At 48.1% G+C, this 13,927-nt stretch carries 14 protein-coding genes; 9 read left to right on the top strand and 5 right to left on the bottom strand.

Annotated elements, in window-relative coordinates; translation table 11 throughout:
• Positions 1-33: 33 nt before the first annotated feature.
• The 6 genes from D082_RS13310 (at position 34) to hemE (ending at position 6,670) form a co-directional block, all read left to right on the top strand.
• Positions 34-684, top strand: a complete 651-nt coding sequence (locus tag D082_RS13310) for a bifunctional 4-hydroxy-2-oxoglutarate aldolase/2-dehydro-3-deoxy-phosphogluconate aldolase (RefSeq protein ID WP_255356954.1) — start codon at positions 34-36, stop codon at positions 682-684.
• Between the two features lie 276 nt (positions 685-960).
• Positions 961-2,484, top strand: coding sequence for an ammonium transporter (locus D082_RS13305; protein WP_028947175.1), 1,524 nt, complete (start codon positions 961-963; stop codon positions 2,482-2,484).
• A gap of 227 nt (positions 2,485-2,711) precedes the next feature.
• Positions 2,712-3,026: a DUF2499 domain-containing protein gene (locus D082_RS13300; RefSeq protein ID WP_028947176.1), complete on the top strand. Its 315-nt coding sequence runs from the start codon at positions 2,712-2,714 to the stop codon at positions 3,024-3,026.
• On the top strand, positions 2,981-3,334 hold the full coding sequence (locus tag D082_RS13295) for a DUF3593 domain-containing protein (RefSeq protein ID WP_081857666.1): 354 nt from the start codon (positions 2,981-2,983) through the stop codon (positions 3,332-3,334). Before D082_RS13300 ends, D082_RS13295 begins: the two co-directional genes overlap by 46 nt.
• A 327-nt stretch (positions 3,335-3,661) precedes the next feature.
• Positions 3,662-5,503: a DUF5942 domain-containing protein gene (locus D082_RS13290; protein WP_028947178.1), complete on the top strand. Its 1,842-nt coding sequence runs from the start codon at positions 3,662-3,664 to the stop codon at positions 5,501-5,503.
• 114 nt (positions 5,504-5,617) lie between these two features.
• Complete coding sequence (gene hemE / locus D082_RS13285) at positions 5,618-6,670, top strand: uroporphyrinogen decarboxylase (protein ID WP_028947179.1); 1,053 nt, start codon at positions 5,618-5,620, stop codon at positions 6,668-6,670.
• A gap of 52 nt (positions 6,671-6,722) precedes the next feature.
• Here the strand turns inward: hemE and D082_RS13280 are convergent, their stop codons facing one another.
• Together D082_RS13280 and D082_RS13275 are read right to left on the bottom strand one after the other, a co-directional pair.
• Positions 6,723-7,577 (bottom strand): DUF4922 domain-containing protein, encoded by an 855-nt coding sequence (locus tag D082_RS13280; RefSeq protein WP_028947180.1) that lies wholly within the window; start codon positions 7,575-7,577, stop codon positions 6,723-6,725.
• 219 nt (positions 7,578-7,796) lie between these two features.
• Positions 7,797-8,309, bottom strand: a complete 513-nt coding sequence (locus D082_RS13275; RefSeq protein WP_028947181.1) for a hypothetical protein — start codon at positions 8,307-8,309, stop codon at positions 7,797-7,799.
• A gap of 258 nt (positions 8,310-8,567) precedes the next feature.
• Here D082_RS13275 and D082_RS13270 point away from each other — a divergent pair, with 258 nt between their 5' ends.
• The 3 genes from D082_RS13270 to D082_RS13260 all read left to right on the top strand — a co-directional run bounded on the left by D082_RS13270 (position 8,568) and on the right by D082_RS13260 (position 11,188).
• A complete protein-coding gene (locus D082_RS13270; RefSeq protein ID WP_028947182.1) occupies positions 8,568-9,350 on the top strand; it encodes an ABC transporter ATP-binding protein in 783 nt (260 codons plus the stop codon).
• A gap of 135 nt (positions 9,351-9,485) precedes the next feature.
• The gene (locus D082_RS13265; RefSeq protein WP_028947183.1) at positions 9,486-10,154 is read left to right on the top strand and encodes an HAS-barrel domain-containing protein; all 669 of its coding nucleotides are present in this window, start codon (positions 9,486-9,488) and stop codon (positions 10,152-10,154) included.
• A gap of 44 nt (positions 10,155-10,198) precedes the next feature.
• Complete coding sequence (locus tag D082_RS13260) at positions 10,199-11,188, top strand: DMT family transporter (RefSeq protein ID WP_028947184.1); 990 nt, start codon at positions 10,199-10,201, stop codon at positions 11,186-11,188.
• 96 nt (positions 11,189-11,284) lie between these two features.
• Here D082_RS13260 and D082_RS13255 read toward each other — a convergent pair whose 3' ends face one another.
• The 3 genes from D082_RS13255 to D082_RS13245 all read right to left on the bottom strand — a co-directional run bounded on the left by D082_RS13255 (position 11,285) and on the right by D082_RS13245 (position 13,909).
• On the bottom strand, positions 11,285-11,641 hold the full coding sequence (locus D082_RS13255; protein ID WP_028947185.1) for an iron-sulfur cluster assembly accessory protein: 357 nt from the start codon (positions 11,639-11,641) through the stop codon (positions 11,285-11,287).
• 194 nt (positions 11,642-11,835) lie between these two features.
• Positions 11,836-12,780 carry a MoxR family ATPase gene (locus D082_RS13250; RefSeq protein WP_028947186.1) on the bottom strand — a complete coding sequence of 315 codons (945 nt, stop codon included), beginning with the start codon at positions 12,778-12,780 and terminating at the stop codon, positions 11,836-11,838.
• 52 nt (positions 12,781-12,832) lie between these two features.
• On the bottom strand, positions 12,833-13,909 hold the full coding sequence (locus tag D082_RS13245) for a DUF4350 domain-containing protein (RefSeq protein WP_038531688.1): 1,077 nt from the start codon (positions 13,907-13,909) through the stop codon (positions 12,833-12,835).
• Positions 13,910-13,927 lie beyond the last annotated feature (18 nt).

Genomic DNA, 13,927 nt, shown 5'->3' with positions numbered 1-13,927 from the left:
ATTGATGATTTTGGTCCAAAGCAGGGGTCAGCCATATCCGCCCTTCGATCGCCATGGTTAGAGATTTTGCACAAACATCGGGCGATCGCTGTTATCCGCACCGATTGTCTAGATCTAAGTGTGCAACTGGCCCGGGTGGCCATTGAGGCGGGCATGGGATTGGTGGAAATTACCTGGAATAGCGACCAACCGGAAAAAACCATTGAACAACTACGTCATCAATTTCCCCATTGTGCCATTGGCACTGGTACAGTGCTTAGTCGGAGGGATTTACTCCAAGCTGTGGCCAGTGGAGCTCAGTTTTGTTTCACTCCCCACAACGATTCAGAACTGATTACCACCGCCGTCGCCCACGCCTTACCCATTATCCCCGGTGCTTTTTCCCCTACGGAAATTGTCCAAGCATGGCAAAGGGGAGCCGCTGCCGTCAAAGTATTTCCCATTCAAGCCCTAGGGGGGGTGGACTACATCAAAGCTCTCCAGGGGCCCCTCGGACAAATTCCCCTCATTCCCACCGGAGGGGTAACCCTAGACAATGCCCAAGCTTTTCTCCGGGCCGGGGCGATCGCCGTCGGTTTATCTGGACAACTCTTCCCCCGCCACCTAGTGCAAGCCCAAGCCTGGCCAGAAATTGGCCATCGAATTCACACCCTGGTCGAGCAGTTACAAAATAGCCCCAATTAAATTGGTACAAAAGCATGGTTGGTGCTGTTTAGGAACTGGGAGTGACCGCCCAACCCGGACGGTTTACAACGAATTTTCCATTTGAAAAGTAGTAAAACATACAGAAAACAATCATGTAAAAATTGAATACTCTAATGGTTTGATGTCCGAAAAAGTCTACTTTCCTCTATTGTTCGACCAAATTTATAGCAGAGCACTATTCCAGAGCTGGCTCAATAATTTGGAAGAAACGAGTGGCGGAAGACTTTCGTAGAACAATGTAGATTGAAGTACAAAATGTCTAATTCGATATTGTCTAAACTAAATGTGGGTGAGAGGAGTCCTGTTAATCGGACACATTCCTCGCGTACGGAGGCAGAAAAATCCTCTCTTTTTCGCTTTGTACGCCGTAAAATTAATTCTCCCTGGTTAGCCTGTGTCCCCTTGACGGCGCTAATTGTGGCGGTGTGGAATGCCGCGGCGATCGCCCAAGAAACGGAAATCGTCAACATCACCGTTGAAAGTGTTAACGAAAATGTTGCCACTCTCCAGGGAACCCTCAATGCCATCTGGATTTTGATAGCCGCCATTCTGGTTATCTTCATGAATGCTGGTTTCGGCATGCTGGAAACCGGCCTTTGTCGTCAGAAAAATGCCGTCAACATCCTGACTAAAAACCTGATCGTTTTTGCCCTAGCCACCATAGCCTACTGGGCGATCGGTTTTTCCCTCATGTTCGGCAGCAGTGGCAATCCCTTCTTTGGTTTCGGGGGATTTTTCCTCGGTGGTGACCATTCCAACTATGGGTTGAGTCCATTTCCGGAAGGCTTGCCAGTGGCAGTATTTTTCCTATTCCAGGTTGCATTCTCCGCCACTGCCGCCACCATTGTTTCCGGTGCTGTAGCTGAACGGATCAAGTTCAATGAGTTTTTGATCTTTAGTGTTTTGTTGGTTGGCATTGCCTATCCCATCACCGGTCACTGGGTTTGGGACGCAGGCGGCTGGCTCTACACCATGGGTTTCATGGACTTTGCCGGCTCCACCGTGGTCCACTCCGTGGGAGGTTGGGCCGCCCTAGCTGGAGCCTTAATGTTGGGGCCTCGTCTGGGTAAATTTGTCGATGGCCGTCCCGGTGCCATTCCTGGCCATAACATGGGCTTTGCCATGCTCGGTTGTCTGATTCTTTGGATCGGCTGGTTTGGTTTTAACCCCGGTTCCCAGTTGGCGGCCGATGAGGCCTGTGCCTACATTGCCGTTACCACTAACCTCGCTGCCTCTGCCGGTGGTTTAACCGCTACTTTCACCTCTTGGATCAAAGATGGGAAACCTGATTTGACCATGGTGATTAACGGTGTTCTGGCCGGTCTGGTGGGGGTAACCGCCGGTTGTGCTGGGGTATCCTACTGGGGTTCAGTAATCATTGGCGGTATTGCCGGAATCTTGGTGGTGTATTCCGTTGCCTTTTTTGACAAGATCAAAATTGATGACCCCGTGGGTGCCATCTCCGTCCACTTGGTCAACGGTATCTGGGGAACCCTAGCAGTGGGGTTCTTTAACATGGAGAAGGGTCTGTTCTACGGCGGTGGCATCAACCAGCTAATCATCCAAATTGTTGGTATTTTAGCAATCGGTGCTTTCACCGCCATCTTTAGCTTTGTTGTCTGGGCTATCCTCAAGCAAACCATGGGCATCCGGGTGTCCGCCGAAGAGGAAATGATCGGTTTGGACATCGGCGAACATGGCATGGAAGCTTACACTGGCTTTGTCAAGGAAACGGATTCCTTTGGTAGTGCTGTTTCCGGCGCCGCTGTGTCCGAATAGTAACTTCTCCCTAAGCCGATAGATTTTCTTCATCAAGCTCTCGAAAAATTTATCAACTACCTCTGGGGGATTGGGTTTTGACCGATCCTCTTTTTTCTGGGTGTAGACCAAAAGAGATTTGCAATGGAAGGCCTCAAACTCAGTTTCAACATTAGTCGGTGGTAATTTCTGCTCCCGTTTGCTTCAATGGCCGTTGGCTAAAACTAAGTTATCCAGGGTTGTGCCCGATGAATGCTCTTTCAATTCCCACGTGGATGGTCCATGTTTCCAGTGTTATTGAATGGATGGTGGCGATCGCCTTGGTGAGTCGCTATGCCACTAGGGAGGGTTATGGCCACTGGCGGATTTTGTCCTGGGCAATGGTGCCGGCCCTGGTGAGTGCCATGTGTGCCTGCACTTGGCATTTTTTTGATAATGCGAGTCAGTTAAATTGGCTAGTAACTATCCAGGCGTTGACTACGGTGCTTGGCAACATCACCCTTTGTCTAGCGGCCTGGTGGATTTATCGTCAATCAGCCCTGCCCTCTGCCCCCAAGTCCTGATGGAACTTAACCAAATTTTTGCCAAGGAAAATCTTTTTGCCGTTTCCCTTTTTCCCTATCTCGGCTTCCTTTGGTTTCTACGGCGATCGCCGCAAACACCGAAGCTAGTAATGGTGGGGTTTTACGTTTTACTGGTCTTTGTTTTAGTAACTATCCCCGCTGGACTTTATGCCGAAAGCCATTACCAAGCTCAGTTGGCAGATGTGGACTGGCTTCATGGTAGTGCAGAGGTATTTTTATCCCTGTCCAACCTGCTGGTGGTTTTTGGCTTTCTCCAGGGTCTAGCCCAAAAGTCCGAAGAAAAGTGAAAAAATGGCTAAATTTGTCTGTTTTGCACTGCCAATAATGGATTCAACTAAAATTATCAACATCACTGGCATCCACTGAAAGCATTTTCGCAAATCCGCCGAAGCCTTGACCCAATCCTCGCTCCCAGGCAGACATAGTGCATTCACTCCTCAGTTGAACTAAATTTGGGGTAAAACATCCGAAACTTCCCCGGGGGTGGGCAGTCCCCATCCCTCGTCCATTAGAATTGCAAGTAGTCAGGCACTCGGGCAAGGTTTTGTCCATCTGTTAAGGTGTGATTTGCCGATTTCCGCCCGGAAAAATGGGTCCCGTTCCCCACATTTATTATGATCAAACGTTTTTTCCTCACTATTCTGTTTTTAGCTGGGCTGTGGTTTGCCCTCAACCTCTACCTCCAACACCACGGTTTGGCCCACCGCGGCAATTACGACAGTTTGATCATTAATTTCAGAAATGATATTCCCACCCAAACCCTAACGGCGGATATCCAGGCCATCGACGAGAAGTTGGAAAAGACGGTGGATTTTAACAGTATTTTTTCAATTAAAAATTATGTTTACACCGTTAAAGGTGACGGGGAGGATTTAAAACGTCTCCGGCGATCGCCTTTGATGAAGGAGGTGGATTACGTCGAGCCCAATTATGTTTACCAGACCCTGGAAATTCCCAATGATCCCGAATACAGTAAGCAGTGGAATCTACGGGCGATCGCCATGGAATCGGCCTGGGATGGTAGTAAGGGAGAAGGGGTGACAGTGGCGGTGATTGATACCGGGGTAACCAGGGTTCCAGATTTGCGACAGACGGAATTTGTGAGTGGCTATAACTTTGTGGACGATAACCGCGACACCACTGACTACAACGGCCATGGCACCCATGTGGCGGGAACCATCGCCCAGGCAACCAACAATGAATACGGGGTGGCCGGGGTGGCCCCCAAAGCTAAAATTATGCCCCTGAAAGTGTTGGGGGACAACGGCGGCGGCACCGTGGCGGACATTGCCGAAGCGATTATCTATGCGGCGGATAACGGGGCCAGTGTCATTAATATGAGCTTAGGGGGCGGTGGTGAAAGTAAAACCTTGGCCGACGCCATTGACTACGCCTACAGCAAAGGGGTGGTAATCATTGCGGCGGCGGGTAATGAAGGACAAAATGCAGCGGCTTACCCCGGTCGGTACCCGAAGGTGATCAGCGTTGCGGCCACCGATGCCACAGGCAATAAAGCCGACTATTCCAATTACGGTGCAGGGGTAGACATTGCCGCTCCCGGGGGCAGTAGTGATGGCAAGGACGGCAAAATTCTCCAAGAAACCATTGACCCCGATACCAGGGAGCCAGTGCTGATGGGTTTCCAGGGCACAAGTATGGCGGCTCCCCATGTGGCCGGTACGGCGGCGTTGATCCAATCAGTGCAACTACAGCAGGCTAAGGTGGGTTTGTCCTCCGGAGCCTCTGACAAGTTAACGGTGGCCGAAGTGTCGGAGCCAGAAGCTGTCCTGAAAATCCTCAAAGCCTCCGCCCGCTCTGTGCCCAACGATAGTTTGAACTATTACGGTGCGGGCCATCTCAACGCTGGGGAAGCGGTCAAGCAAGCCCACCAGGGCCAGGTTTCCTTCCGGGACTTCATGCGCTGGTTGCGGGATAACGGCTACCTCAATCCCATTTTTTGGTTTGACGGGGGAGCTGTGACCTTTCTGCCCAAATTGGCCATGGTGTTGGGCTCATACTTGTTGGTGTTGCTGTTGCGGATTTATTTACCACTCCAATTTACCTGGCCCTTCAACTGGGGATTAATCTTCGGTAGCTCCGGCTTATTTTTTCTACAGGGTTTGTACATTTTTGACTTGCCCCAATGGCCTTTCCGCGCCATGGGTAGTTCTTTGCCGGAATTGGGCAACAGTCTCCCCGGCACAGGCTTGTTAAACCCATTTTTTGCCAGTGCCCTCATTCCCATTGCCTTACTACTTTTACTGCTTGGTAATCCCAGTGGTAAACAGTGGTCTTTGGGAGTTTGTTTTGGGGTAACGGTCTTCCTCTTAGCCGCCGCTTTCCTAGGCACTCCCCTCTGGCTCATTGGCACCGGCAATATGGCGATCGCCTTTTTGGTGGTCAATGCTCTAATTTGTTTGGGATTGGGCTCCCTAGCGGCAAAGGGAGAGCATTAGGTCGAGTAAGTTAAAAACTATGGAATCCCCCGATCGCCAAGGATTGGGGGCACCGGACGAAATGATAAGCTAGCAAAGGCTTAATTTTACAAAGAACTTTTATTGGGAGTAATAATGACAGAAGCAAATGATCTGCCCTATCTTCTGCGGGTAGCCAGGGGTGAAATAGTCAAGCGTCCCCCAGTGTGGATGATGCGGCAAGCTGGCCGTTATATGAAAGTCTATCGAGATCTGCGGGATAAACATCCTAGCTTCCGGGAACGTTCCGAAAATCCCGACCTAGCCATTGAGATTTCCCTGCAACCCTGGCGGGCGTTTCAACCCGATGGGGTAATCATGTTTTCCGACATTCTAACCCCTCTGCCCGGCATTGGCATTCCCTTCGACATCATCGAAAGCAAAGGCCCCATCATCGATCCCCCCATCCGGACCCAAGCCCAGGTGGATCAACTCCATGCCCTGGATCCCGAATCTAGCCTACCCTTTATCAAAACTATTTTAGGAACGTTGCGGAAGGAAGTGGGCAACCAATCCACTGTGCTAGGTTTTGTTGGTGCCCCCTGGACGTTAGCTGCCTATGCCATTGAGGGTAAAAGCTCCAAAGATTACAAAATAATCAAGCAAATGGCCTTTTCTGAACCGGCCATTCTCCACAGTTTCCTCGATAAAATTGCCGAGGCGATCGCCGTTTATGTGCGCTATCAAATCGACTGTGGTGCCCAACTGGTGCAATTATTTGACTCCTGGGCTGGGCAGTTAAGTCCCCAGGATTACGACACTTTTGCTTTGCCCTATCAACAAAAAGTAGTCAAACTTGTCAAAGAAACCCATCCCGACACACCGTTAATCCTTTATATCAGCGGCAGTGCGGGAATTTTGGAGCGCATGGGCAAATCCGGGGTAGACATTGTCAGTGTGGACTGGACAGTGGACATGGCCGATGCCCGCCAACGCCTCGGTAAAGAGATGAAAGTCCAAGGCAATATGGACCCCGGCGTACTCTTTGGTTCCCAAGCCTTCATTAAAGAACGAATTTTAGACACTGTCCGTAAAGCCGGCCAAGGCGGCCACATTTTCAACCTCGGCCACGGTGTTTTGGTGGGCACCCCCGAAGATAACGTGCGCTTCTTTTTTGAAACGGCCAAGCAGGTGGACCAATTGCTGTAATTCCAGTTAACTTTTGATGTTTACAGGACGGTGGCAGAAAAACCAAAGGGAACTATTGCGCTATTCCTACATTTTGCAGTAGTTTCCACGGTCCCAATTGTTGCAAAAGCTCCAACTGCTGTTGATTTCTCACCAGCAAACCACCGGCAAAACCCAGGGCATTAACTTCAATGTCCTGGTAGGATTCTTGGCAACGGGGAATAATAGCTAAAAATTCCCTGGTCATTAATAGGTTATAGGGATGGGGCTTTTCTTCTGCCGTAGTTTGTAAACTTAATTGCCCCAATAAATCTCTGTAAAGTTGATGGCAAATTTTACCTCCGTCATCACTGTTGATGATATCCATAGTTAAAGGGGCGATCGCCGTTTTGAAGGGCAGATTTTTGGCTGAAATAAAATGATCCGCCAGGGGAAATGTGTAGCCATTTTCTATCAAAGGAAAGGGGATCCATTGCAGGTGACGGTGGGGCTGGCTAGCCCCCGCTTTGGGACCACTGTTGTAAAAAACCAAGCCTTCCTTTTCTTGTAATACTGTCACCGCTGCTCCCAAATCTTCCGGAGTTAACGGGCGTTGTTGATCCTCAAACTGGCGGGTAACAATTAATAAATGCTGATCCACCACCTTAAATTTATTTAGCAAGCCCAAATGGGTATCGGAAAAATGTCCCACAAATAGATCTGGATCATAGGGTAAAAAAGGGTTGATCTTTTGGCGATGTTGATGTTCCGTGGTGATTTTTTTACGATGGATTTGGGTCAAAATTCGCACCACGAAATCTATTTCCCCCACGGCCAAAGTGGTTACCGCTGTCGTGATTGGTTGAAGGGCGCCGGTTTTGAGTGCATAGTCACTCTGGGCCAGTAAACGGGGCCACAATTGACCAGGTAAAAGATAGGATTCAGCCATGGCAGTGGGGAAGGTAAGTAGTTACATTCTTCCGAGGGAGCAACAATAATTACAATTTAAAACCTTTTGTTCTGATAAAAGTCGAGGTTATTAATGGCGTAATGTTACCAAAGTCGCCCTTTGATCCTACCAAGAAACCTGACTCCATATCTTTCAAGGCTATCGGGTTATAATCTTAAACCTAGGGGCCCAGAATACAAACCATTATTGATCAGGTAATCAACTATTTTGTAGAGATTGATTGTCTTCCCAAATTTGGCAATCCACATTTAGTTGGCTCAATTTAGTGCGGGCCAGGTCGGCCCAGAAATTTCGATGGCGGCGATCGCCGAGATAAATTTGGTCGCTAGTTTCGGCTTTACCGGAGGCCTCAATCAAAAAATAAGCCAATTGTTTGGCAGTGATATCGGAACCACTGATCTGAAAATGGAAGAGTAGATCCCGCCGCTGGGGAGTCGAACCGTGGGCATAGAGCATAGTGAGATCGTGGCTGGCCCGATGGTCAAACATTTTCGGCCTGGGCATGGATTGATTGCCCAAACTCAACGTATCCGTGCCCTTGAGCTGGGAAACTAGCAGTAAATGTCTCAGACTTGGGGTAGCAGTTAAAATACCGGAATAATACAGAATTAGAGGGGAGGTAAGATTTTGGGAAGCCTTGAAGTTCCAATTGGCTTTATCGAGGGGAAAATAGGTGAGGAATTGGTGCCATTCCGACATCGGGGTAGACATGGTCTTAATATCGTGTTTGAGGGCCAACTTGAAAACTAAGCTAAAGTGATGGGGATGACAGACAGTGTCTAGTTTTTACCGTGAAGCTTATGACCATGGGCTCCCAGGACACCGATATCAGTGAAGACCAGCGGTAATTGGTATCATTGAACGGAAGAATAATTTCCCCAGGTTTGTGTTTTCCAGCCATGGACCCGACTTGCACCTACATACCAATTAATTGCCATTTCGTTGCTTCTGCTTCTCTCAATATAACCAATGAGTGACTCGATCCAGCCCATTATCGAATTCCGTGGCGTGAGCCAACGCTTTGGCAGTAAGGTCATCCTCGATAACGTGGATCTAAAAATTTACCCTGGGGAAGCAGTGGGAGTGATTGGCCCTTCGGGAACAGGTAAGTCAACCATTCTGCGTATTGTTTCCGGGTTGCTTACCCCCAACAGTGGCGAAGTAATTGTCCATGGCCACCGTCGTCAACGCTCCATTGAAGAAGGAGAAAAGGCGTTAGGCGTTGGTTTGGTCTTCCAACAATCCGCCCTATTCGATTCCTTGACTGTGGCAGAAAACATCGGTTTTACCCTCTATCGAGACTCAGGTCTGCGCCCCCGGGAAATTAGGGCCATTGTGGAAGACAATTTGGAGTTGGTGGGCCTACCAGGCATTGGCGATCGATTTCCAGCGGAACTATCCGGTGGTATGCGTAAAAGGGTCAGCTTAGCCCGGGCGATCGTCATTAATCCAGAGCAACATCAGCGCTATAAAAATATTTTGCTTTACGATGAACCCACTGCTGGGCTAGATCCGGTGGCTTCCACTCGCATTGAAAGTTTGATTCGTCATCTGCTCAGTCAAGATCACGTTTGTTGTTGTTATTTAATTGTTACCCACCAATTCAGCACCATTGAGCGAACCACGGACCGAATTATTTTTCTTTATGAAGGCAAAATTCAGTGGGATGGTTCGACAGCGGATGCCTACAAGTCTGACCATCCTTTATTGAAGCAATTTTTCTCCGGCAGCATCGATGGACCGATCAGTTAATTATTATTTTTTGTTTTAATTAAATTGTGATTTGGGTTTAATATAATTAAATTAAAATTTGATTTTATAGATTTTTGTTGATTTTAAATTGCTCCCTTAAAAGTCTATTAATTATCCTTTAATTTTGTCGGTTTTATGCCATTACCATTAGTAGAGTTTAGCCTTGATGAACGCCATCCTCGCCACATTGCTGAAGTAATTGAAACTAGCACCACCGGTTTTTTAGCCCAATGTTTGGAACCGGAGGAATTAACTTTTCCCATCATGCCCGCCTTTGGTAGTTGGGTAAAAGCCACAGATGAAGATTCCGGTAACACCATTTTTGCTGTGGTCAGTTACGCCACTACCATGCCCATTGATTCCATTCACCGGGCCAGGGCGCTAGGGCTGTCCCTGGCAGAATTGCGGGAACAACAACCCCAGATTTTTGCCATGTTAACTACGGAATTTCAAGCGGCGATCATTGGTTTCCAATCCCAAGAATCAGGTCAAAATGGCCGTAGCTCCATTGCAGGTAGAGTATTTCACTATTTACCCCCCCGTCCGCCCCAAATTCACCAAGCTGTGTTCCAGTGCGATCGCCAGGAGGTGATGGAGTTTACTAATTCCCCTGATTTTTTACGGATTCTTTTGCAAATTACCGATGCTCCAGTGGATGCCCTGATTGCCGCCGCCCTGAGGGAAATTTATCTTCTCCGCCAAGGCGATCGGGCTTGGCTAGTGAACATTGGCCGTCACCTCAGTTTGCTCCTTAAAGATGACTACGATCGCCTGCGGCATATTCTTGTTCAGGTACATTTCTAGCCATTATTCTTAGGCAAATTTTCAAGTAGCGGCCTGAAAAATTTATGCGAACTTTGTCCAACATCAATCTGACTGGGCTGCTAATAGTCCTACTTGCCGCTATTTTCTTTTGTTTTCACAACGTTATTGTCCGTATTTTATACTCTCAGCAAAATATTTTAGGCATTTGGCAAACTGGCGGTTTTGTTGCCCCTACCTTGGGCCACTCTTTCCTACTTCTACTACTGAGAATGCTTTGGGTTGTGCCATTAATGGCCTTAATTTCCCATCGTCTTTACAGCAATACTTGGCTGGAAATTAATCAACTAAAACAGCCCGTTAATCGCCCGGTGGTCTGGGAAGCGATGGGCTGCGGCTTTTTGATGTTTCTTTACTTAGTTTTACTCTACATTTCCATTAGCTTTATTCCCACGGGTATTGCCATCACCTTATTTTTTACCTATCCAATTTTTACGGCATTATTGGCCTGGCGGATCTTCAACGATGTACCCAGTTTATTGCGTTGGCTGGTGATTGGTTTAACCCTAATTGGTACATTTTTAACTATTCCCTATGCCTATGAGGGCGAGCAAAAAACTTTAGTTTTAGGTGTTAGCACAGGCATAGCTTCGGGCATTGTCTATGCGGGCTATACGGTGTTTGCCCAAAAGAGCTTTCAAAGACTGCATCCCGTTCCCTTCACCTGGATTAGTTTTGCCACCACGTTAATTCTGTCCATTCTTTGTTTAATCATTTGGCAACCTGATGAAGGTAATTTACCTTGGCTTGCCATTACCATTGGTTCCCTGTTGTCAGCTTTATTTACTCTGGCGGGCCATGTGCTGAACAATTGGGGTATTCATTTAATTGGTGCTAGTCGAGCGGCTATTGTAGGGGCAACTAATCCGGCTTTAACTGTAGTTTTGGCAGGAATAGCCATCCAAGAAAGTCTGAGTTATACCCAAATTTTAGGGGTTTGCCTGGTTACTTTCAGCATTGCCTTGCTTAATTATGAAAAAGCTGTCCCCAGTGCAGAGAAAAAGCAGTTCAAATAACCGAAAAAAAGAGCAGAGTTTATCCTTCCTGCTCCAGTTGTAAATCTTCAGTCGTATGTTTGCGCTAAGTTTAATTATCTAAATCAGGAAAAATTTTTAAACCCCGAAGGATTTACCACAACCGCAAGTTTGATTGGCATTGGGATTAGTAAATTGGAAACCGCCACCGATGAGGGCATTACTGTAATCCAGCATCAAACCATAGAGATATAACAGACTTTTCCGGTCACAAATGATTTGAAAACCATCATAGTCAAACACTTCATCATGTTCCGTGGCTCGATTGGGTTCCTCAAAATCCATCATATAGGACATACCAGAACAGCCTCCTTGGCGCACCCCTACCCGCAAACAAAGGTCTTTGCCCTGTTGTTCTTTCAAGGCCAGGAGGTGTTTGAGGGCCGCATCAGAAAGTTGGATGCCCTTGGCTTGGGTCGCAGTGGCTTGGCTCATGGTTAGGCTTGAACTCCTATGCAAAAGTTAGAGGAAAATTAAAAGTAAATTCAACGGCTTTAGCTTCCATCTTAGCGATAACAGGGGAGGCTGTGGGCGGAAATTCCCTATGGGAACAATTGGGTCTTGGCTAAACTTCTTCTTTTACGATCAACGGATGGGAGATTGAGTATACAAATTTACCACTATTTTCGTCAACGGGGCACTACAGTTTGTTCAACAACGGCATTGATGACATCCTCGATGGCAATGCCATCCAATTGGGCTTCGGGGCGCAGGATTAAGCGATGACGTAACAGGGCCGGCGCAACGGTTTTGAGATTATCCGGCAAAAGATATTCCTGGCCATTAAGCCAAGCATCGGCCTTAGCCGCCTGGAGCCAACGGAGGGATGCCCTGGGGGAAGCTCCAATTAGAACATCGGGATGATGGCGGGTTCTCTCCACCAGTTCCAATAGGTAATCCAACAGTTTTTCATCCACTGTTATGTCCTGCACCGATCGCCGGCTGGCAAGGATTTGCTCCACGGTGGCAATGGCAGTTAATTGCTCCAGGTCTTGCCGTTGGGCTTGGAAACCCCGCTGAAAATTGAGCAACATTTGTTTGGCTGCTGCTTGGGGAGGATAGTCCACCACTAACTTGAACAAAAACCGGTCTAACTGCGCTTCCGGGAGGGGATAGGTGCCTTCAAATTCCAAAGGGTTTTGGGTCGCCACCACCCAGAATAGAGATGGCAGGGGATGGGTTTGGCCATCCAAAGTGACCTGTTGCTCCTCCATTGCTTCCAGTAGGGCAGACTGGGTTTTCGGAGGGGTGCGGTTAATTTCATCCGCCAGCAAAATTTCTGTGAACACGGGGCCGTGCTTAAGACTAAAGGCCTGTTGATTAAAATCGAACACGTTCACCCCCACCATGTCGGAGGGCAACATATCTGGGGTTAATTGCACCCGGCGAAATTGGGATTGGATCGATTGGGCCAGTAGTTTAACTAACAGGGTTTTGCCCGTGCCCGGCACCCCTTCGATGATCACATGGCCCCCTGCCAACAGGGCCACCAGTAATTCTTGGATGAGAGGGGATTGACCCACAAAAAATGTTTCTAGGTGGCAGCGGAGTTCATTGAATAAGGGACGGGTCATAGGATTCTGTCAAAGGAACTGAATCGAAGTTTAGTGGCTCAGCAGATGTACTTCAGCTAGAAGGGGGCAATTGAGCTTGGAGCTGTTGCCATTGTTTTAACCATACCTGTAAGTCACTCTCATTTTTGGGCCATTGGTCTGGCTGGCTCAGTTTCGACAATAGAGTCGCAGTGCTTTGATTAGTTGTCGGTAGGTTAGCCAATCGCCTTTCTAAGGAAGCACTTTGGGCCTGGAGCAATTGTTGCACCACAAATTGGGGGCGATCGCCTTTTTCCAAAACCTGGGCCAGGGCATTAATATAGGTCTGATTATTGTTATTAACAAGGCTAGCTGGTTCTTGGGGCCGACCAAAACGACGATTTCCAAAAATAGCCAGCAAAACCAACACCAATAGGCATTGGAGAAAAATAACTATTAGGGACGTGTTTTGCAGATAGGCCCACACTGAGGCCAACCCTTCCTCTTGTAGGGTTTGGGGGTCTTTATAGCCGTGTGAATATTCATCTACCCAGAGAGACCCATTGCCTTCCTTGAGGAGGGATTGGAGCAGGGCAAAGTTGGCTTGATTATCCTGAAAAGCATTGGCCCCAAGAAAGGGAGGCACCACCCAAATAATTTCCCCTTCACCTTGTTGTTGCCGCCAAATCAATATGCCGTACTGGTCTGCTAATATTTTTCCTTCTTTTTGTGGCGATCGCCTGCGCCCTTGGATGCTTACGGGGCCATGGTTCGTTGCTACGGTTTGATTAAAGGGAGCATCCGTTAATTCGGCCCATCGTCCTAGATAAACTAAACGATTACCCCGGCCTACCCATTCGTATTCCTGTTGGGTAATATTGCCGCCATCGTCATAGGGAGCAACATTGGTAATGGCTTGGGGCTGGATTTTCAACAGAGTGGCCGGGCCAGGTAGATTTTGTAACTTATCCCCGGATTTACGCCATCGTTGCACCGGAGTGCCAGCTTGCTCCATCCATTGCCACCAAGCTCCATAGCCCCCGGGGGCATTGCTGTAAGTGGAGCCCTGCAAATTACTTCCTCGGCTCGATGTCAGCACTAAAAATGCCCCAAAAGCCACCACGGCGATCGCCAGAAAAAGAACCAGATTGCGGTGGGATTTAAATGGCATGGATAACACAAAATAGAG

This window comes from Synechocystis sp. PCC 6714 (assembly GCF_000478825.2).
GTDB lineage: Bacteria > Cyanobacteriota > Cyanobacteriia > Cyanobacteriales > Microcystaceae > Synechocystis.
Note: the sequence above shows the minus strand (reverse complement) of the source record. Positions and strands in the feature narration are given on the sequence as shown.